Consider the following 19,468-nt stretch of genomic DNA (forward strand, 5'->3'; position numbering starts at 1 on the left):
GCTTTCCTGAGGTGATACAAATGAAATGGACGATTTATCAGCTTCATCAAATGGCGAAAAAGAGCTTTGAATTTGATGAAACAGTTGAGTTGAATGAGCTGACAAAATTGAATTCTGACATCCGCCGCATTTCTCCCGTCCGGGTAAAGGGCCGCGCGGAGATTGAATCCAAGCAGGTTTCGTTTGACTTTACGATTTCAGGCGAAATGGTTTTGCCGTGCTCAAGAACTTTAGTTGATGTGCCGTATCCATTTACAATCGCGACAAAAGAACTGTTTAGATTTCATAAGACGGATGATATAGAAGATGAGGACGTTCATATTGCTGAAGACGATACCGTCGACTTAACTCCGATCGTAAAAGAAGAGATTCTTTTAGAAATTCCTATGCAAATCTTTTGTGAAACTGAACAAAAAAAAGGAGCCGCTCCCCAAGTGGGTAAGGATTGGCAAGTGATTTCTGAGGAAGACAAGAAAAATCAGATCGACCCAAGACTTGCGGATCTGAAAAAGCTCTTAACACAAGATGATGAATCTTAACTCTTTAAGGAGGTGGGAATAATGGCTGTACCTTTTAGAAGAACTTCTAAAATGAAAAAAAGATTGCGCCGTACACATTTCAAACTAAATGTACCTGGTATGACAGAATGCCCGTCATGCGGAGAGATGAAATTGTCTCACCGTGTATGTAAAGCATGCGGATCATACAACGGCAAAGACATAAATGTAAAAAGCAATTAATGTATGAAGAAAAGCGCGGGAATCTCGGTTCCTGCGCTTTTCTTTTTTTCTCCCTCCGGCCTGCTTCCGGCGAAAAAATTGTGAGCGCCAATAGTCTATCTAATCTACCAGCGGCATATGTATGAGGTAAATGAGCAAATATGGAGGGAGATACGATTGACGATAACGAGACAAGACGCGTGGACGCAAGATGAAGATTTGCTGCTGGCTGAAGTCGTGCTCAGGCACATTCGGGAAGGCGGGACCCAGCTTTCCGCTTTTGAAGAAGTGGGCAGAGCACTGACGAGAACGGCTGCCGCCTGCGGATTCAGATGGAATTCTTATGTCAGGAAACAATATCAGTCAGGGATAGAACTGGCGAAAAAACAGCGGAAGGAATTAAGAAAGCAGATCGGGGTGCATTCCGCCAATCTGCCGGGAACCGTCAAGCAGCCTCCGATCCGCAGGACGGAAGGAGAAAAAGAGCTGTCCATTGATGATGTGATTTTGTTTCTGCAGCAATTTAAAGAGTCGCCAGCCGCAGCGGATGTGCGTCATGAAAAAGAAAAACTCGCAGAGCAGCTGACCGCGCTGCAAAAAGAAGTCGAGGATCTGCGTGAGGAAAACGAAAGCTTGAGAAACAAGCTGGAGATGACAGAAGAAGATTACAAAGCATTAATTGACATCATGGACAGGGCGAGAAGGATGGTCAATTCGAAAGATGACGAAAGAAAATCGGCGCAGGGCCTGTAAGATCAACCGGCCTGAGGGCAGTGTCCCGGCCGGTTTTTTATTATGCTGTTTCCCCGGAAGTCATTTCACCGTCCATATCAGGATGCCAGATATAAGGATTTTCTCCTTTATCACGCGCCATATCATATTTAACGGGCTCAAAATTCATCTTATCCCAGAATTCTGCTGATTTCATGCGTGAATTTGTCCTGATCGGCATTCTGAAGGATTTGGCAAAATCAACAAGCGCTTTGCCGTACCCGTTGTTTTGATAGCCCGGAAGAACTTCAAGCTTCCAAAGTTCCAAAAAGTCCTGACGCTGATCAAAATACGGATTCGCACTTCCGTTTACCTGATATAAACTCATTCTCGCCACTAGTTTATCCCCGAAGTAAATCCCGTAAAAAGGCGAGGTGCTGTCATTTTCAATGATATTATCCTGAAGATCTTCAAGCATCGACAATTCCTGCATCCCGTATTCCTTAAACCTTTTAAATTCTTCGAGTGTTTTAAAGTTGATGAGCAGGCGCTCTATTTTCAACACAAACTCCCCCTTTGTTGTGTTCTACCATTATTTTAAACGCTTTAATTGAAAATTCCAACTATAATATGTTTGTCTGTCTTATTGCTCAAAACGAAATTGAAGTAATTTGGAGCGGCTTCTGCTATGATAATATGGAAAAATGCAGATATAGGGTGTGACAGTGTGAAAATCGGAATTATCGGCGGCGGAGCGGTGGGCCTTTTATGTGCTTGCTACTTATCGTCCCGCCATCAGGTAACGGTCATAACGCGGCGGACGGAGCAGGCTGATGCGATTAACACGTGCGGTATACGGCTTGTGAAAGACGGAAAAGAATTTACGGCGTCATGCAGAGCGCAAACAGGCATCACTTCCGGATACGACCTCTTAATCGCAGCTGTGAAACAGCATCAGCTCAGCGTCGTTTTGCCGGATCTTGAGACAATAAAAGGGACGAATGTGTTGTTTTTGCAAAACGGCATGGGACACATACACGACATCAAGGAATGGCGTACGGATCATTCACTTTATGTCGGCACGGTTGAGCACGGGGCGAAAAGAATATCGGATCATGCCGTTGAACATACAGGAGCCGGAGCCGTAAGATGGAGTGTATTCCGCGCGTCCCGTCCGGAAACGCTCAAAAGCATCTTTTCCGGCATGCACCGGGATTTTCCCGTATATGATGAAAACGACTGGTATCGTCTTCTAACGGGAAAACTGATCATAAATGTGTGCATCAACCCGTTAACTGCATTGCTGCGCGTGCAAAACGGAGAGCTGCTGACAAATGCCGCTTACAAAAAATATATGAGAAACGTGTTTGAAGAAGCGGAGGCAATACTTGGCCTTGCCGATAAAGAGGAAGCGTGGAACAGGGTTTGCGAAGTTTGCGGCCTGACGGAAAAAAATCATTCTTCCATGCTTGTTGATATCATGGCAGGAAGACGGACAGAAGCTGACGCGATTATCGGCTACCTTGTAAAAGAAGCGGAAAACCGCGGATTGCCGGCCGTTCATCTCCCGTTTTTACACCGCAGCATAAAAGCGTTAGAAAGAAACTGAAACAAAGTCTTTTGAGGTTTTCCGGTAACATGCTATACTCATTTCGGAAACCTAACTATTTATTGGAGAAAGGAAGTTCCAGACAGATGCAGCTAACTGAACTTTCCATCAAAAGTCAAAATACGTTTGTGCAGCACTATATAGATGGAGAAAACATGTCTTCATTTTTTGATTATGATATTCATTCTGAGGATGTATGGCAAGAGCGGCTTCGTGACCTGTCTTCACGGCCGTTTGCCAGAGAGGAATTAGCGGATTACCTATCCTCCTATCACGAAAAATTTCACTCCGCAGCCATGCAGGCCTCCATCGAAAAACTAAGAGATCCAAAAAGCACAGCGGTTGTAGGCGGGCAGCAGGCCGGTCTTTTAACGGGGCCTCTTTACACCATACATAAAATTATCTCCATTATCGTACTTGCCAGACAGCAGGAAGAGGCGTTACAGATACCTGTCGTTCCGATTTTCTGGGTGGCGGGTGAAGATCACGATCTGGAAGAAATTAATTATGTGCACACGTCAACAGAGAAAAAAGGGCCGGTGAAACAGAAACTTCCGCAGTCTTACTGGAAAAAAACATCGGCGGCTAAAACCCCGCTTGATCAGGAAAAATGTGCGGCGTGGATTGAAGAAGTGTTCGCTGCGTTTGAGGAAACGGATCATACAAACGCGCTCCTTCAAAATGTGATGCGATGTTTACGCTCATCAGAGACGTTCACGGACTTTTTTGAGCTGTTGATCGCCGACTTGTTTCAAGAAGAAGGCCTTATCCTGTTGAATTCGGGAGATCCCGGGATTAAAAAGCTGGAAACGGGAATGTTTCAGCAGATTTTAAAACACAATAATGAACTTGCCAAAGCCGTGTCAGATCAGCAGCGTCTTATGCGGGAAGCCGGTTATCACCCGATTATTGAATCAGACAAAGAACAAGCCAACCTGTTTTACGAACATGAGGGAGAGCGCTTCTTAATTGAAAAAGAAAATGGCGTTTTTGTCATTAAGGAGCTTGACCTGAAGTGGACGAATGACGAACTTCATACCCATATGGAAGAAAAACCGGAATGTTTCAGCAATAACGTTGTGACAAGGCCGCTTATGCAGGAGTTTCTCATCCCGACTCTTGCGTTTATCGCAGGACCGGGAGAAGTCAATTATTGGGGCGAGCTGAAGCAGGCTTTCTCATTAATGGGCTTCGCCATGACACCGGTAGTGCCGAGACTAAACATTACGATCCTTGAGCGCCATATTGAAAAGAAGCTTTCAGAACGGAATATCCCGCTTCAGGAAGCGATCGAACACGGCACCGGACACCTGAAAGACACTTATTTTGAAAAGCAGATTCCGGAAGAGTTTTCTACTGTGATGGAGCAGGCGAAGTCGCAGATTGAAGCTGTCCATAAAAGTGTAAGGAACGAAGCGCTTAAGGTCGATTCAAGCCTTGAGCCGCTCTTACAGAAGAATGCCGCTTTCATTCAAGATCAGCTCTTGTTTTTGGAACGGACGGTAACGAAAAGAATTGAAGAAAAAGAAGGTTTTGTGCTGCGAGACTATGAAAGAATCCAAAACAGCATCAGACCGCTCGGCGCACCGCAGGAGCGGATCTGGAATGTGATGTATTATTTGAACCGCTATGGTCCAAAATTCTTCACAACCTTCAAACATCTGCCATTTTCTTTTCAAAACCAACATCAGATTGTCAAACTTTGAAATAAAGTTTTAAAGAACCCTGAATAGTTCAGGGTTTTTTTTTATGTTTAAACAGTGTAAAATGAGGTTGTGGAGAGAAGTGGCGGATAGTGGTGAGTTTAGGGGAGAAAGTGGGGGTCCTTATCATGTTTATGGGTGAATACCAGCATACTATTGATGCAAAGGGCCGCATGATCGTACCCGCAAAATTCAGAGAAGGCCTCGGTGAGCAATTTGTGCTGACCAGAGGGCTTGACCAATGCCTTTTCGGATATCCGATGAATGAATGGAAGCTGATTGAAGAAAAGCTGAAGGCTCTGCCGCTCACCAAAAAAGACGCCCGCGCGTTTACCCGTTTCTTTTTTTCCGGTGCGACCGAATGCGAACTGGACAAGCAGGGAAGGGTTAATATTGCGTCATCTCTTCTGAATTACGCAAAACTGGAAAAAGAATGTGTTGTCATCGGGGTTTCCAATCGAATTGAATTGTGGAGCAAGGTAATCTGGGAACAATACACAGAAGAGCAAGAAGATTCATTCGCTGAAATTGCTGAAAACATGATTGGATTTGATATATAATGGATCTTCGTGCATCACAACAACAACTGACAATTCAATTCATTCCTGATAAAGGTGGGACCGACACAAATGTTTCAGCATAAGACAGTACTTCTTCGTGAAACCGTCGACGGTTTAAATATCAAACCGGACGGAACCTATGTGGACTGCACCCTGGGGGGCGCCGGGCACAGTACATATTTATTGCAGCAATTATCGGAAAAAGGACGCCTGATCGCCTTTGACCAAGATGACACAGCGCTTGAGAACGCAAAGCAGACATTGTCCGAATATAAGGGACAGCTCATCTTGGTGAAAAGTAATTTTCGTTATTTAAAAGAATGTTTACATGAACACGGCATTACGAGTGTCGACGGGATTTTATTTGATTTAGGAGTATCCTCTCCGCAGCTTGATACACCGGAACGGGGATTCAGCTATCATCATGACGCACCGCTGGACATGAGGATGGACCAGTCGGCCGCCCTTACGGCGAAAGAAGTCGTAAATGAATGGCGGTATGAGGACCTTGTACGGATTTTCTTTAAATACGGAGAAGAGAAATTCAGCAAGCAAATCGCCAGAAAAATTGAAGAGGCAAGAGAGAAATCGCCTATTCAAACAACCGGCCAACTGGTCGATCTAATAAAGGACGCGATACCGGCTCCGGCCAGAAGAAGCGGAGGCCATCCGGCCAAACGCGTATTCCAGGCTATTCGAATCGCCGTAAACGACGAGCTTCAAGTATTTGAAGAGGCCCTCTTGCAAGCGATAGAGGTGCTGAAGCCGGGCGGAAGGGTATCTGTGATCACTTTTCACTCGCTGGAAGACAGAATGTGCAAGACGACATTCAAGGAAAAATCATCACTTCCCGAACTGCCTCCGGGTCTTCCTGTGATACCGGAAGAATTTGAGCCGGAATTAAAACTGATTACGAGAAAACCCATTACGGCATCAAAAGAGGAGCTTGAAGAAAATAACCGCGCCCGCTCAGCGAAGCTCCGCATTGCGGAAAAACGAAAATAACGGGCAGCAAATGACAAGATTAAAGGAGGTCATCAGCCTATGAGCAACTTAGCTTACCAGCAGGAAAAACAACAACGGCCAGTGATAAGCCCCGAAAAAAAGGTGATTGTCAAAAAGAGGGCTTCCATTACACTTGGGGAAAAGGTGCTGCTCGTCCTATTTGCCATTGCCGTTCTCTCCACTTCGATGTTTATCGTATCAAAGGCATATGCGGCATACCAATCCAATATTGAGGTGCAAAAACTGGAAGAGAAAGTATCTGAGAAGAATAAGCAGATCGCTGATCTCGAAAAAACGGCGGCTGACTTGAGCCAGCCTCAGCGCCTGATGGATATCGCCAAAAAGCACGGTTTGAATCTGAAAGATAAAAAAGTGAAAAACATACAGGAATGATAACCCATGCCTAAAAAAAATAAGTTTATGAACAGAGGAGCAGCGATACTGAGTATTTGTTTCGCTCTCTTTTTCTTTGTCATTCTCGGGAGAATGGCGTACATTCAATTAACCGGTAAAGCAAACGGGGTAGAACTTGCAACAAAAGCGACCGAGCAGCACGAAAAAAAGCGGACGATAGAAGCGAGCCGCGGCTCCATTCTTGACCGGAACGGCAAAGTGCTGGCTGAGGACACGGCGACATATAAGCTCATTGCCATACTTGATAAAAAGATGAAGCCTCAGTATGTCAAGGATAAAGAGAAAACAGCGGAAAAGCTGGCGAGTGTTATTAATCTTGATAAAAGCGAGATTCTGGACATCTTAAACAGGGATGGCGCGAAGCAGGTGGAATTCGGTTCAGCCGGCCGTGATATCTCTTATGCGAAAAAACAAAAGATCGAAAAAATGAATCTTCCGGGTATTTCTTTCTTAAGAGATACGAAGCGCTATTATCCGAATGGCGTATTTTTGTCAAATGTTCTCGGCTATGCCGATGTGAACGAAAAAACAAACCAGATCCAAGGCTCTTTAGGGCTTGAAAAAATACTGAACAACTATCTGACGGAACGCGACGGGTCCGTCACTTACGAAAGTGATAAATCCGGCTGGAAACTTCCGAACAGCAAAGAAAAAATCACCGCACCTAAAAATGGTGACAATGTATATTTAACCATTGATCAGAAAATTCAAACCTTTTTAGAAGACAGCATGACAAAAGTGGCGGAAAAATATAAACCGAAAAAAATCATGGCGGCTGTCGTAGAACCGAAAACAGGCAAAGTGCTTGCGATGGGGCAGCGCCCGAGTTTTGACCCGAATATCAGAAACGTCACCAATTATTATAACGACTTAGTGTCGTACGCGTATGAACCGGGTTCGACGATGAAGATTTTCACCCTTGCCGCGGCGATGCAGGAAAATGTGTTTTCTGCAAACGAGAAATACAAATCAGGAACCTATAAAGTGGGCGGCAAACATGTTAAAGATTGGAACAACGGTGCCGGCTGGGGCATGACAAGTTTTCATGACGGTCTCATGAGGTCGTCAAATGTCGCCTTCGCCAAACTGGCAAACGAAAAACTCGGATTTGACCGGTTTAATGAGTATCTGCACAAATTTGGACTTTATCAAAAAACAGGGATTGATCTGCCTGGTGAAGTTTCAAGCAAAATTAACTTCAAATATGATTTTGATAAAGCGTCTACGGCTTACGGCCAAGCATCGGCGATAACGCCGATCCAGCAGCTTCAGGCGGTCACTGCGATTGCCAATAACGGAAAAATGATGAAGCCTTACGTCATTGATCATATTGTTGACCCTGATACGAAAAAAGTCGTCAAGCAGACAAAGCCCGAACAAGTAGGCACGCCGATCTCAGCCGATACGGCCAAACAAGTCCGAAACCTGCTCGGAGAAGTCGTGACGTCAGACATCGGAACGGGAAAACCTTATAAAATTGAAGGTTTTGATGTCGCGGGGAAAACGGGAACCGCGCAAATCGCCGGAACGGGCGGATATTTATCGGGAACGAGCAACTATGTGTTTTCATTCATGGGCATGGCGCCGAAAAATGATCCTAAGCTCGTCATTTATGTAGCCGTTCAGCAGCCGCAATTAAAAGAGGGTCAAAGCAGTTCTGATCCTGTCGCGGAAATTTTTAACCCGACGATGAAAAACAGCCTGCACTACCTGAACATCGAACCGACGGAAAAGTCAGATGCCGGTCAGGAGGAAACGAAAAGCCAAAAAATGCCTGACCTGACAGACAAGACAGTTACAAATGCTGAGAAGGAAGCGAAAAATGAACATCTCACACCGATTGTCATCGGCAGCGATGTTGCCGTAAAAGAGCAGTATCCGAAAGCCGGGGAAGATGTGATCACCAATCAGAAAATCTTCTTAAAAACAGACGGGAAGGTGACGATGCCGGATATGTCCGGATGGTCGAGACGTGAAGTGCTTCAATTCAGCAAAGTATCAGGCATTCACATTGATGTGAGCGGCGAAGGTTACGCTGCAAGCCAAAGTGTCAAAAAAGGTAAAGAACTGAAAGAAAATACCGTGATTAAGGTGAAATTTAAAAATCCTGATTAACGGAACAGAGAAGCCCGCAGCTGCTGCGGGCTTCTTTTTTATGCTCCGCCGTTCTATGTGTCCAAGCTGAGGCATAAATTGAAACAAGCCTAAATAAGGAGTGGACGGTCCCTTGCGCGTTTCAAATGTAACGGTTCGAAAACGTTTATTACTGGTTTTGCTTTTTGGCGTGATCATTTTTTTGATCATTGACAGCAGATTAGGCTATGTCCAATTTGTAATGGGAGAAAAGCTGACTTCGCTGGCTAAGGATTCTTGGAGCCGGAATCTGCCGTTTGAGCCTGAACGGGGAGAGATCCTTGATCGGAACGGCGTGAAGCTGGCAACTAATAAGAGCGCGCCGACCGTCTTTGTCGTACCGCGCCAGATCCAAAATCCCATCAAAACGGGCAAGCTCCTTGCGTCAGTTTTAAATATGTCGGAAGAGAAGGTCTACAAACACATTACAAAGAAAACCTCTATAGAAAAAATCTCACCTGAGGGCCGGAAAATTTCTAATAAAAAAGCGAAAGAAATCAAAGCGCTCAACTTAAAAGGTGTTTATGTGGCTGAAGACAGCATCCGCCATTACCCGTACGGAAGCTTTTTGTCCCATGTTCTCGGTTTTGCCGGTATTGATAATCAGGGCCTTCTCGGATTGGAGGCTTATTATGATGATGACTTAAAAGGTGTAAAGGGATCTGTGAAATTTTATACAGATGCCAAGGGGAAGAAAATGCCGGATGAAGCAGATGATTACACCCCTCCGAAAGACGGACTTGATATGAAATTGACGATTGACGCCAAAGTTCAGACGATTATAGAAAGAGAGCTCGACAATGCAGCGGCGAAATACAACCCGGACGGAATGATTGCGGTCGCGATGAATCCAAAAAACGGGGAAGTGCTCGGAATGTCAAGCCGTCCTGATTTTGATCCGGCCGACTATCAATCAGTGGATCCGTCCGTTTACAACCGGAATCTGCCGGTGTGGAGCACGTATGAACCGGGTTCGACCTTTAAGATCATTACGCTTGCGGCAGCGCTGCAGGAGCAAAAAGTAAACCTGCAAAGAGACCACTTTTATGACAGAGGATTCGCCGAGGTGGACGGCGCCCGCCTCAGATGCTGGAAAAAGGGCGGCCATGGTTCGCAGTCTTATCTTGAAGTCGTCCAAAATTCCTGCAACCCGGGGTTTGTAGAGCTTGGGGAGCGGCTCGGAAAACAAAAGCTGTTTCAATATATTAAGGACTTCGGCTTTGGAAAGAAAACAGGCATCGATCTGCAAGGGGAAGGAACGGGAATCTTATTTCCGCTTGACAGAGTAGGTCCGGTCGAACAGGCGACAACCGCTTTCGGACAAGGGGTTTCCGTCACGCCGATTCAGCAGGTGGCAGCCGTATCCGCAGCAATAAACGGCGGAACGCTTTACACGCCGTTTATCGCCAAAGAGTGGGTTGATCCCGTTACGAAAAAAACCGTTAAGAAACAATCACCGATTGCGAAAAGGCAAGTTATTTCCCAGGAAACGTCAAAGCAGATCAGATACGCTTTAGAAAGCGTCGTCGCTCAGGGAACGGGACGGAATGCCTTTGTGGAAGGATATCGCGTCGGCGGTAAAACAGGTACGGCACAAAAAGTCAAAGACGGCAAATATCTCGAAAACAACCACATTGTCTCCTTTATCGGCTTTGCGCCGGCTGATGACCCCAGCCTTGTCGTATATGTCGCGGTTGATAATCCGAAAGGCACAATTCAATTCGGGGGAACCGTCGCCGCGCCGATTGTCGGAAATATAATGAGAGACAGTCTGCCGGAGCTCGGCATTAAACCGCGAAAAAATCAAATCGAGAAAAAATATCAATGGAACGACACAAAAACAATAGAGGTTCCGAATGTTGTAGGGATGTCTGTCTCTGATCTTGAGTCGCTGCTTGTCAATTTGAATATTGACTCCTCAGGAAAAGGCAGCAAAATTGTAAAACAATCACCTGCAGCCGGAACGAAAGTAAAAGAAGGCTCTAAGATCCGGGTTTACTTGAGTGAAGAATGAGTCTTTTTGAGGCAGCCGATTGTTTTCGGCTGCCTCTTATCATAAAGAGAAAAAAAGAAGATAACTTTTAAGATTAACTGGATGTATCCTTTTATTTACGCTAAAATATGAACTGTATGTTTAAAAGCCATTCTGACTTTTATAAACGGTTATCATGATAAAAGAATGAATAGAATTTCTGAGAGGTTTGATACAATGAAACTTACAAAGCTGCTTACATATTTAATGACCGAACCTGTTCAAAATGACTTTCATGACCCTGACATAACTTCAATCGAGATGGACTCCAGGGAAGTGAGAAAAGGGAGTCTTTTTGTGTGTATAAAGGGGTATACGGTAGACGGGCATGATTTCGCCCAAAAAGCCGCAGAAAACGGCGCAGCGGCCATCGTCGCCGAGAAAGAGCTTGACGTCGATGTTCCTGTCATTATCGTCCGCCGGTCACAGCGGGCGCTCAGCGTTCTTTCTGACGCGTTTTACGGGCAGCCGACAAAGCAGCTTCAGCTTATCGGCATCACCGGCACAAACGGCAAAACATCAACGACGCATATGGTGGACGAGATTTTCAAAAAAGCGGGAAGACAGACCGGTTTAATCGGAACGATGTACATCAAAATCGGCGATGAGACATTCCCGGTCAAAAATACAACGCCCGAAAGCGTCACACTGCAAAAAACGTTCAAGAAAATGAATGATGAGCATGTTGACACAGCTATTATGGAAGTGTCTTCTCACGCTCTGTCACTCGGCAGGGTTCACGGCTGCGATTATGATATCGCCGTGTTCACGAACCTGACGCAGGACCATTTAGACTATCACAAGACGATGGAAGACTACAGACAGGCTAAAAGCCTCCTGTTTTCCCAGCTGGGCGGTTCCTTCAACCATGAAAAGCCGAAGCGGGCCGTCTTAAACGCAGATGACAAAGCCAGTGCTTACTTTGAAAGAGTGACGGCGGCGCACATCCTTACATACGGAATCGAAAACGATGCCGATGTCATGGCGAAACAAATTGAGATCTCTGCGCAAGGCACAAGCTTTGAACTCGTTACGCCAAAAGGAACAAAGCAGATTACGGTTTCACTCGTCGGCCGGTTCAATGTGTATAACGTACTGGCTGCAGCGGCGACAGCGATCGCAGCGGGTCTGCCGTTTGATACGATCACAAGCGCTCTTGAAGAGCTGCAAGGTGTCAGAGGCCGTTTTGAATTGGTGAACCACAATCAGCCGTTTCCTGTCGTCGTCGATTACGCGCACACGCCCGACAGTCTGGAAAACGTCCTGAATACATGCAAAGACATGACAGAGGGCAAGCTTTTCGTCGTCGTCGGCTGCGGCGGTGACCGGGACAAAACGAAACGCCCGAAAATGGCGGAAATTGCGGTGCGGATTGCCGACGAACCGATCTTTACTTCAGATAACCCGAGAAGCGAGGACCCGCTGGCCATATTAAGAGATATGGAAAGAGGAGTAGAAGGAACCTACTATCACAGTATCGCAAACCGCGAGCAGGCCATCTTTTTCGCTATTGCAAACGCGAAAAAGGGAGATGTGGTCCTGATTGCCGGAAAAGGGCATGAAACTTATCAGCAGATCGGCAATGAAACATTCGATTTTGATGACGCCGAAGTAGCGGGAAGAGCTATTGTTGAGCTGAATAAAAAGTAAAACAGGAAAGAGTGTTAGAATGAGGGAAATGAAAAGAATTACGGGGAAACAATGTGAATATGATAACTACGTATGTCGTTTGAACGAAACGGGAGGAGAAAAGAGCAATGCTTGAGCAAGTGATTTTATTTACAATAATAATGGGATTTTTAATCAGTGTTCTGATATCTCCGATTCTTATCCCGTTTTTAAGACGCTTAAAATTCGGCCAGAGTATCAGGGAAGAGGGGCCGAAATCACATATGAAAAAATCAGGGACGCCGACGATGGGCGGGGTCATGATTATCGTATCCATCGCCATTACAGCAATTGTGATGACGCAGAAATTTTCGCAGCTGAGCGCGGAAATGTTTCTTCTGCTGTTTGTCACAATCGGGTACGGCCTGCTGGGCTTTCTTGATGATTATATTAAAGTGGTAATGAAACGGAATCTCGGATTAACATCGAAGCAGAAATTGATCGGCCAAATCATTATCGCCATTGTATTTTATGGAGTATATCATTATTGCCATTTTTCAACCGGCATCAGAGTGCCGGGCACACATCTGTCAATCGATCTCGGCTGGGGGTACTTTATCCTCGTTCTCTTTATGCTTGTCGGAGGTTCAAATGCCGTCAACCTGACAGACGGTCTGGACGGTCTCTTGTCCGGTACCGCGGCTATCGCATTCGGCGCTTTTGCGATCCTTGCGTGGAATCAGTCACAATATGATGTTGCGATTTTCTCGGTTGCCGTTGTCGGCGCCGTTCTCGGTTTTCTTGTATTCAACGCCCATCCCGCAAAAGTATTTATGGGGGATACCGGTTCGCTTGCGCTCGGGGGAGCGATCGTGACCGTTGCCATTCTGACGAAGCTTGAAATTCTGCTCGTCATTATCGGCGGAGTATTTGTTATTGAGACATTATCTGTTATCTTACAAGTTATCAGCTTTAAAACGACAGGAAAACGAATCTTTAAAATGAGTCCGCTTCACCACCATTACGAATTGGTCGGATGGTCTGAATGGAGAGTTGTCGTCACATTCTGGACTGCGGGACTGCTGCTTGCCGTTTTAGGAATTTACATCGAGGTGTGGTTATAAGTGGAAAACGAACTTTTTTTGCAAAAACAAAACTTTCTGGTCCTCGGACTGGCGAAAAGCGGATATGCGGCTGCGTCAATTCTTCATGAAAAAGGCATTAACGTCGTCGTGAATGATCAAAAAGCCTTTGAAGAAAACGAACCTGCCCAGAGGCTTTCAGAAAGAGGAATTGAGGTCATCTGCGGTGAGCATCCGACATCACTTTTTGACAAGCATGACATTACCATTCTGATCAAAAATCCCGGAATCCCGTATGAAAATATCATGGTGGAGGAAGCGCAAAGAAGAGGCATCCCGGTCTGGACGGAAATCGAGCTTGCGTATTATATCACCAATGCTAAATTCATCGGCATTACAGGCTCGAACGGGAAAACAACAACGACGACCCTGGTCTACGAAATGCTGAAGGCTGACTCGATAAAGGCGCTGATCGCAGGAAATATCGGCACTGTCGCCAGTGAAGTGGCTTATCATGCTGACGGTGATGAATGGATCGTCACGGAGCTTTCTTCGTTCCAGCTGATGGGGACCCATGCGTTCAGACCTGAAATCGGCCTGATTTTAAATGTGTTTGACGCTCATTTGGATTACCACCACAGCCGTGAAAATTACGAAAAAGCAAAGCAGAAGGTGTATCTGCATCAGCTTGAGAGCGATACGGCCATCGTGAACCAAAGCGATGAAACAGTCGTGCGGCTTGCCGAAGGCGGAAAAGCCGGCACTGTTCCGTTTTCAGTTTCTCAGGAGCTGTCAAGCGGCGCATTCATTAAAGACGGAATGCTGATGTTTGGCGATGAAGCGATTCTGCCTGTTGATGACATCGTACTGCCGGGCGCGCACAATTTAGAAAATATTTTGGCCGCTGTGGCCGCGGCAAAAACGGCGGGTGCGTCTAATAAAGCGATTCAGAAGGTGCTGACAAGCTTTACAGGTGTCAAACACCGTCTGCAGTATGTGACTGCGATTCAGAATCGTAAATTTTATAATGACAGCAAAGCGACGAATATTTTAGCCACAAGCAAAGCGCTCTCCGCTTTCAAAGCACCGGTTATTCTGCTTGCAGGCGGACTTGACCGCGGCAACGGGTTTGACGATCTGAAACCGTATATGGACAATGTCAAAGCGGTTCTTACGTTCGGACAGACAGCGCCGAAGATAGAAAAACTGGGCAATGAGCTGGGAATACAACATGTCAAACGTGTCGATAATGTTGAACAAGCAGTATCTGCGGCGTTTGCGCTCTCAAATGAAGGAGACGTCATCCTCTTGTCACCTGCGTGTGCAAGCTGGGATCAATTCAAAACATTTGAAGAACGCGGTGACATGTTTATAGATGCCGTGCATATGCTTAAGTAAGGGCTTGTCTCTGTTTATCCGGCAGCCCTAAATGACTTATGCTTGGGGTGTCGATTGCTTTGACTACTAAAAAAACATCGCCTGATTTGTTATTAGTTATCATTACGTTATTGCTTTTAACAATAGGATTAATTATGGTTTACAGTGCAAGTGCGGTTTGGGCGGATTATAAATTTGACGATTCGTTTTTCTTTGCGAAACGGCAGTTGCTGTTTGCGGGAATCGGCGTCATTGCCATGTTTTTCATTATGAATGTAGATTATTGGACATGGCGCACATGGTCGAAGCTGCTTCTGATCATTTGTTTTTTTCTGCTCGTGCTTGTGCTGATTCCGGGAGTCGGAATGGTGCGGAACGGTTCAAGAAGCTGGATCGGAGTGGGAGCGTTCAGCATTCAGCCTTCGGAGTTTATGAAACTCGCGATGATTGCGTTTCTGGCTAAATTTCTTTCTGAAAAACAGAAGAACATTACGTCATTCAGACGCGGATTCGTTCCCGCGCTCGGAATCGTGTTTTCTGCATTTATTATTATCATGTGCCAGCCCGACCTTGGAACGGGGACGGTGATGGTGGGCACGTGCATCGTGATGATTTTTGTTTCCGGTGCGCGAATCGCTCATTTCGCGTTTCTCGGACTCATCGGTTTAAGCGGATTTGCGGCGCTTGTTCTGTCCGCTCCTTATCGGATTAAACGGATCACCTCTTACTTAAACCCGTGGGAGGATCCGCTTGGAAGCGGGTTTCAGATCATTCAGTCGCTCTATGCCGTAGGTCCGGGCGGCCTGTTCGGGATGGGGCTCGGCCAAAGCCGGCAAAAGTTTTTTTATCTGCCGGAGCCGCAAACCGATTTCATTTTTGCTATTTTATCTGAGGAACTCGGCTTTATCGGAGGCTCGCTCATATTGCTGCTGTTCAGTATTTTATTATGGCGCGGCGTCAGGATCGCGCTCGGCGCTCCGGATTTATACGGCAGCTTTGTCGCCATCGGTATTATTTCTATGATTGCTATTCAAGTCATGATTAATATCGGCGTTGTGACGGGGCTGATCCCTGTAACAGGAATCACGCTGCCGTTTTTAAGCTACGGAGGCTCATCATTGACGCTGATGCTCGCAGCGGTCGGCGTGCTTTTAAATGTAAGCCGGTACTCGAGGTATTGATCTTGTATCTTGCCTCATCACTCATGATCTATTCGTTATTTATAAAAAAACAGACAACATCAATAACCCTGTCCTAAAAAACAGGGTTATCGCTATGTGATTAAGGGGGACATACAAATGCGTATTGCAGTAAGCGGGGGCGGAACCGGAGGACACATTTATCCGGCTCTTGCTTTTATTAAAGAAGTTCAGCGCCGGCATCCGGATGTGGAATTTTTGTATATCGGAACAGAGAACGGTCTTGAGAAAAAAATTGTTGAACGGGAAAATATTCCGTTTCGCGCCATTGAAATTACTGGTTTCAAACGAAAGCTTTCTTTTGAAAATGTAAAAACCGTCATGCGTTTCTTAAAAGGCGTGAAGAAAAGCAAATCGTATTTAAAAGAATTTAAACCTGATGCTGTTATCGGTACAGGCGGCTATGTATGCGGACCGGTTGTATACGCGGCGGCAAAAATGGGGATTCCGACGATCATTCATGAGCAAAACAGCCTTCCCGGCATCACAAATAAGTTTCTCTCGAAATATGTTAATAAGGTGGCGATTTGCTTTGAAGAGGCAAAATCGCATTTTCCTGCTGAAAAAGTTGTTTTTACGGGAAACCCGAGAGCCTCTGAAGTCGTCTCAATTAAGACAGGCCGCTCATTAACTGAATTCGGGCTGAAAGACAATCAAAAAACGGTGCTCATTTTCGGCGGAAGTAGAGGTGCGGCTCCTATTAACCGTGCCGTTATCGATATGCAGGAAGAGTTGAAAACGAGACCTTACCAAGTGCTTTATATTACCGGGGAAGTGCATTACGAGAAAGTAACGGCTGAGCTGAAAGGCGGAAAAGCCGCTGATAATATGGTGACAAAACCGTTTTTGCATCAAATGCCGGAGTACTTACAGTCAATTGATGTCATTGTGGCAAGAGCCGGAGCGACAACGATTGCGGAAATCACCGCACTCGGCATTCCGAGTGTGCTCATTCCGAGTCCGTATGTGACAGCCAATCACCAGGAAGTCAATGCACAGGCGCTCAGCCAGCATGACGCTGCGATCGTACTGAAGGAAACCGAGCTCAGCGGAGAAAAACTGATCGCTGCGCTGGACAAAATCGTAATGAATGACGAAACGTTAAAAGACATGAGTGAGCGGACAAAATCACTCGGTGTTCCGGATGCGGCAGCCAGACTGTACAGTATCATGGAAGACATTAAAAAATAGAGCAAATGGAATGCGGAGGTTTACGATGGAGAACGTAATTCAGGAATTAAGAGACCGCGAAGTCGGCAAAGTGCTGGAACAAGAACCGCTCGCGAATCATACAACGATGAAAATCGGCGGACCGGCGGATATTTTGATCATCCCAAACCGTGTGGAAGCGGTCAAAGATATTATGAATATTGTGAAAAAATATGATCTGCCATGGACGGTTATCGGCCGGGGTTCAAATCTGCTCGTCCTTGATGAAGGCATAAGAGGAGTTGTCATCAAGCTGGGAGCGGGTCTCGATCATTTGGAGATTGACGGCGATCAGGTGACGGTCGGAGGCGGTTATTCAGTCGTCCGCCTTGCGACTTCCATGAGTAAAAAAGGAATGTCCGGTCTCGAATTTGCAGCAGGCATTCCCGGGTCAATCGGCGGAGCCGTCTATATGAATGCCGGGGCGCACGGATCTGATATGAGTGAGATTCTTGTGAAAGCCCGTATCTTATTTGAAGACGGCACAATCGAATGGCTGACGAACGACGAGATGGATTTCAGCTACAGAACGTCTGTGCTGCAGAAAAAACGTCCCGGCGTGTGTCTCGAGGCAGTTCTTAAGCTTGAGCAAAAGGAACGGGAAGCCATCACGGCGCAGATGCAGCAAAACAAAGATTACAGAAAAAATACTCAGCCGTACTCCAGCCCTTGCGCAGGAAGCATATTCAGAAATCCGCTGCCGAATCATGCCGGCAATCTCGTTGAAAAAGCGGGATTAAAAGGACATCAGATCGGCGGAGCGAAAGTGTCCGAAATGCACGGGAATTTTATCGTCAATGCCGGAGGAGCGACTGCCAAGGACGTCCTCGATCTGATTGAATATGTGAAAAAGACAATCCGTGAGCAGTATGATGTCGAAATGCATACAGAAGTTGAAATCATCGGCGGGAATCGTTAAAAGGTTCTCTGATTTACATGAGCTCATGTGATATACTTTTAACAAATGTCAAACGGCATCACAGCATGCCGTTTGTTTTTCAATCAGACGAATGTCAAGCTGTTTCATTCTTAGTGAGGTGGACAGGCAGTGAACCCAAATCATGAAAGAGAAAAAATCGTAAATATTGAAGAACGGATTCCGAAAATCAAAGAGCAGCGGAAACAAAAAGCAAACCGCCGGCTGATTTCATTCATTGTGCTCTTTTTTATGATGGTGCTGATCATCGTGTACTTGCAGATGCCGATCAGCAAAGTCTCTTCTGTCACCGTTTCCGGAAACGAAAACGTATCTGAAAAAAAGATCACCGAGCTTTCTGATATACATAACGGACAAACCGAGTTCTGGAGTCTGAACAAGAAAAAAACAGAAGAAATGATTGAGCAGAACAAGCTGGTGAAAAAGGCGGACCTTTCAAAAGCATTTCCTAACAAAGTCAAAATTCACATTGAAGAATATAAGACCATCGCGTATCTGCAGCGAAACGATGTGTATTATGAAGTGCTGGAGAACGGGACCGTGCTGCCGAACGAAGTCACGCCGGATGACGCGGGCCCGATTTTAGTTGACTGGACAAACGCGAAAAAGCGGGTCAAAATGGCGGAACAGCTTGATAAGCTTTCCGGTTCGTTAAAACAGTCGATTTCTGAAATCTACTACACTCCGGTAAAAATGGATCAGGACCGGATCAAGCTGTATATGAACGACGGATATGTAGTTACAGCTTCCATTAAAACGTTTGCCAGCCGGATGAAGACCTATCCTTCTATCGTTTCTCAGCTGGACGGCGGGAAAAAGGGAATTATCCACTTAGAAGTCGCTACGTATTTTGAAGAATTTAACAAAGGTAAATCTGACAAGAAAAAAGAAACTGAATAGTTCTAAAGAACTATTTTCAAGGTGATTCAAAAGAATCTATTGCAATCAGCGGGGCAGCCGATATAACCGATAGCGGAATAATTATGACTATGTTTGTTTCTGCCGGGGATATGGCTGCCGAACAAGCGGAAAATTCTCAATGCAATGGGCGTGTTTTCTGCAGTGAGCATTGCATTTGGAATTTTCCTCCTGTTTCTTCTTTTTTCGGATGTTTCTGGCAATATCTATAGCTTTTCTGAAGATTCATCTTAGTGTAGACTAGTGGAAAGC

General features: G+C 45.7%; 18 protein-coding genes. 17 read left to right on the forward strand and 1 reads right to left on the reverse strand.

Annotation, left to right across the window (positions count from 1 at the left end; genetic code table 11):
- The first annotated feature begins 20 nt into the window (after positions 1 to 20).
- The 3 genes from MHH91_RS08045 (at position 21) to gerR (ending at position 1,472) form a co-directional block, all read left to right on the forward strand.
- Positions 21 to 539, forward strand: a complete 519-nt coding sequence (locus tag MHH91_RS08045; protein ID WP_013352159.1) for a YceD family protein — start codon at positions 21 to 23, stop codon at positions 537 to 539.
- Positions 540 to 560: 21 nt separating this feature from the next.
- Positions 561 to 740 (forward strand): 50S ribosomal protein L32, encoded by a 180-nt coding sequence (gene rpmF / locus MHH91_RS08050; RefSeq protein ID WP_003154457.1) that lies wholly within the window; start codon positions 561 to 563, stop codon positions 738 to 740.
- Between the two features lie 156 nt (positions 741 to 896).
- On the forward strand, positions 897 to 1,472 hold the full coding sequence (gerR, locus tag MHH91_RS08055) for a sporulation-specific transcriptional regulator GerR (RefSeq protein ID WP_013352160.1): 576 nt from the start codon (positions 897 to 899) through the stop codon (positions 1,470 to 1,472).
- Between the two features lie 40 nt (positions 1,473 to 1,512).
- Here gerR and MHH91_RS08060 read toward each other — a convergent pair whose 3' ends face one another.
- Entirely contained in the window at positions 1,513 to 1,995 is a 483-nt protein-coding gene (locus tag MHH91_RS08060) for an N-acetyltransferase (RefSeq protein WP_013352161.1), read from the reverse strand.
- A 162-nt stretch (positions 1,996 to 2,157) separates the two neighbouring features.
- Here MHH91_RS08060 and MHH91_RS08065 point away from each other — a divergent pair, with 162 nt between their 5' ends.
- The 14 genes from MHH91_RS08065 to MHH91_RS08130 all read left to right on the forward strand — a co-directional run bounded on the left by MHH91_RS08065 (position 2,158) and on the right by MHH91_RS08130 (position 19,198).
- The gene (locus MHH91_RS08065; protein ID WP_014472569.1) at positions 2,158 to 3,039 is read left to right on the forward strand and encodes a 2-dehydropantoate 2-reductase; all 882 of its coding nucleotides are present in this window, start codon (positions 2,158 to 2,160) and stop codon (positions 3,037 to 3,039) included.
- An 86-nt stretch (positions 3,040 to 3,125) separates the two neighbouring features.
- Positions 3,126 to 4,745: a bacillithiol biosynthesis cysteine-adding enzyme BshC gene (gene bshC, locus MHH91_RS08070; RefSeq protein ID WP_014470433.1), complete on the forward strand. Its 1,620-nt coding sequence runs from the start codon at positions 3,126 to 3,128 to the stop codon at positions 4,743 to 4,745.
- Positions 4,746 to 4,870: 125 nt separating this feature from the next.
- Positions 4,871 to 5,302, forward strand: coding sequence for a division/cell wall cluster transcriptional repressor MraZ (gene mraZ, locus MHH91_RS08075; protein WP_013352164.1), 432 nt, complete (start codon positions 4,871 to 4,873; stop codon positions 5,300 to 5,302).
- A gap of 69 nt (positions 5,303 to 5,371) precedes the next feature.
- Positions 5,372 to 6,307, forward strand: a complete 936-nt coding sequence (gene rsmH, locus MHH91_RS08080; RefSeq protein ID WP_013352165.1) for a 16S rRNA (cytosine(1402)-N(4))-methyltransferase RsmH — start codon at positions 5,372 to 5,374, stop codon at positions 6,305 to 6,307.
- Between the two features lie 39 nt (positions 6,308 to 6,346).
- Positions 6,347 to 6,700: a cell division protein FtsL gene (ftsL, locus tag MHH91_RS08085; protein ID WP_013352166.1), complete on the forward strand. Its 354-nt coding sequence runs from the start codon at positions 6,347 to 6,349 to the stop codon at positions 6,698 to 6,700.
- A gap of 6 nt (positions 6,701 to 6,706) precedes the next feature.
- Complete coding sequence (gene pbpB / locus MHH91_RS08090) at positions 6,707 to 8,836, forward strand: penicillin-binding protein 2B (RefSeq protein WP_013352167.1); 2,130 nt, start codon at positions 6,707 to 6,709, stop codon at positions 8,834 to 8,836.
- A gap of 112 nt (positions 8,837 to 8,948) precedes the next feature.
- Entirely contained in the window at positions 8,949 to 10,868 is a 1,920-nt protein-coding gene (locus MHH91_RS08095) for a stage V sporulation protein D (RefSeq protein WP_013352168.1), read from the forward strand.
- Between the two features lie 195 nt (positions 10,869 to 11,063).
- A complete protein-coding gene (locus tag MHH91_RS08100; RefSeq protein WP_014470431.1) occupies positions 11,064 to 12,536 on the forward strand; it encodes a UDP-N-acetylmuramoyl-L-alanyl-D-glutamate--2,6-diaminopimelate ligase in 1,473 nt (490 codons plus the stop codon).
- Positions 12,537 to 12,643: 107 nt separating this feature from the next.
- On the forward strand, positions 12,644 to 13,618 hold the full coding sequence (mraY, locus tag MHH91_RS08105; RefSeq protein ID WP_013352170.1) for a phospho-N-acetylmuramoyl-pentapeptide-transferase: 975 nt from the start codon (positions 12,644 to 12,646) through the stop codon (positions 13,616 to 13,618).
- Complete coding sequence (gene murD, locus MHH91_RS08110) at positions 13,619 to 14,974, forward strand: UDP-N-acetylmuramoyl-L-alanine--D-glutamate ligase (protein ID WP_014470430.1); 1,356 nt, start codon at positions 13,619 to 13,621, stop codon at positions 14,972 to 14,974.
- 59 nt (positions 14,975 to 15,033) lie between these two features.
- On the forward strand, positions 15,034 to 16,134 hold the full coding sequence (spoVE, locus tag MHH91_RS08115) for a stage V sporulation protein E (protein ID WP_013352172.1): 1,101 nt from the start codon (positions 15,034 to 15,036) through the stop codon (positions 16,132 to 16,134).
- A 117-nt stretch (positions 16,135 to 16,251) separates the two neighbouring features.
- Positions 16,252 to 17,343 carry an undecaprenyldiphospho-muramoylpentapeptide beta-N-acetylglucosaminyltransferase gene (gene murG / locus MHH91_RS08120; RefSeq protein WP_013352173.1) on the forward strand — a complete coding sequence of 364 codons (1,092 nt, stop codon included), beginning with the start codon at positions 16,252 to 16,254 and terminating at the stop codon, positions 17,341 to 17,343.
- A gap of 25 nt (positions 17,344 to 17,368) precedes the next feature.
- Positions 17,369 to 18,280: a UDP-N-acetylmuramate dehydrogenase gene (murB, locus tag MHH91_RS08125; RefSeq protein WP_013352174.1), complete on the forward strand. Its 912-nt coding sequence runs from the start codon at positions 17,369 to 17,371 to the stop codon at positions 18,278 to 18,280.
- A 129-nt stretch (positions 18,281 to 18,409) separates the two neighbouring features.
- Complete coding sequence (locus MHH91_RS08130) at positions 18,410 to 19,198, forward strand: cell division protein FtsQ/DivIB (RefSeq protein ID WP_014470429.1); 789 nt, start codon at positions 18,410 to 18,412, stop codon at positions 19,196 to 19,198.
- Positions 19,199 to 19,468: the final 270 nt, after the last annotated feature.

The sequence above is a fragment of the Bacillus sp. FSL K6-2819 genome, assembly GCF_038008305.1.
In the GTDB taxonomy this organism is placed as follows: Bacteria; Bacillota; Bacilli; order Bacillales; family Bacillaceae; genus Bacillus; species Bacillus amyloliquefaciens.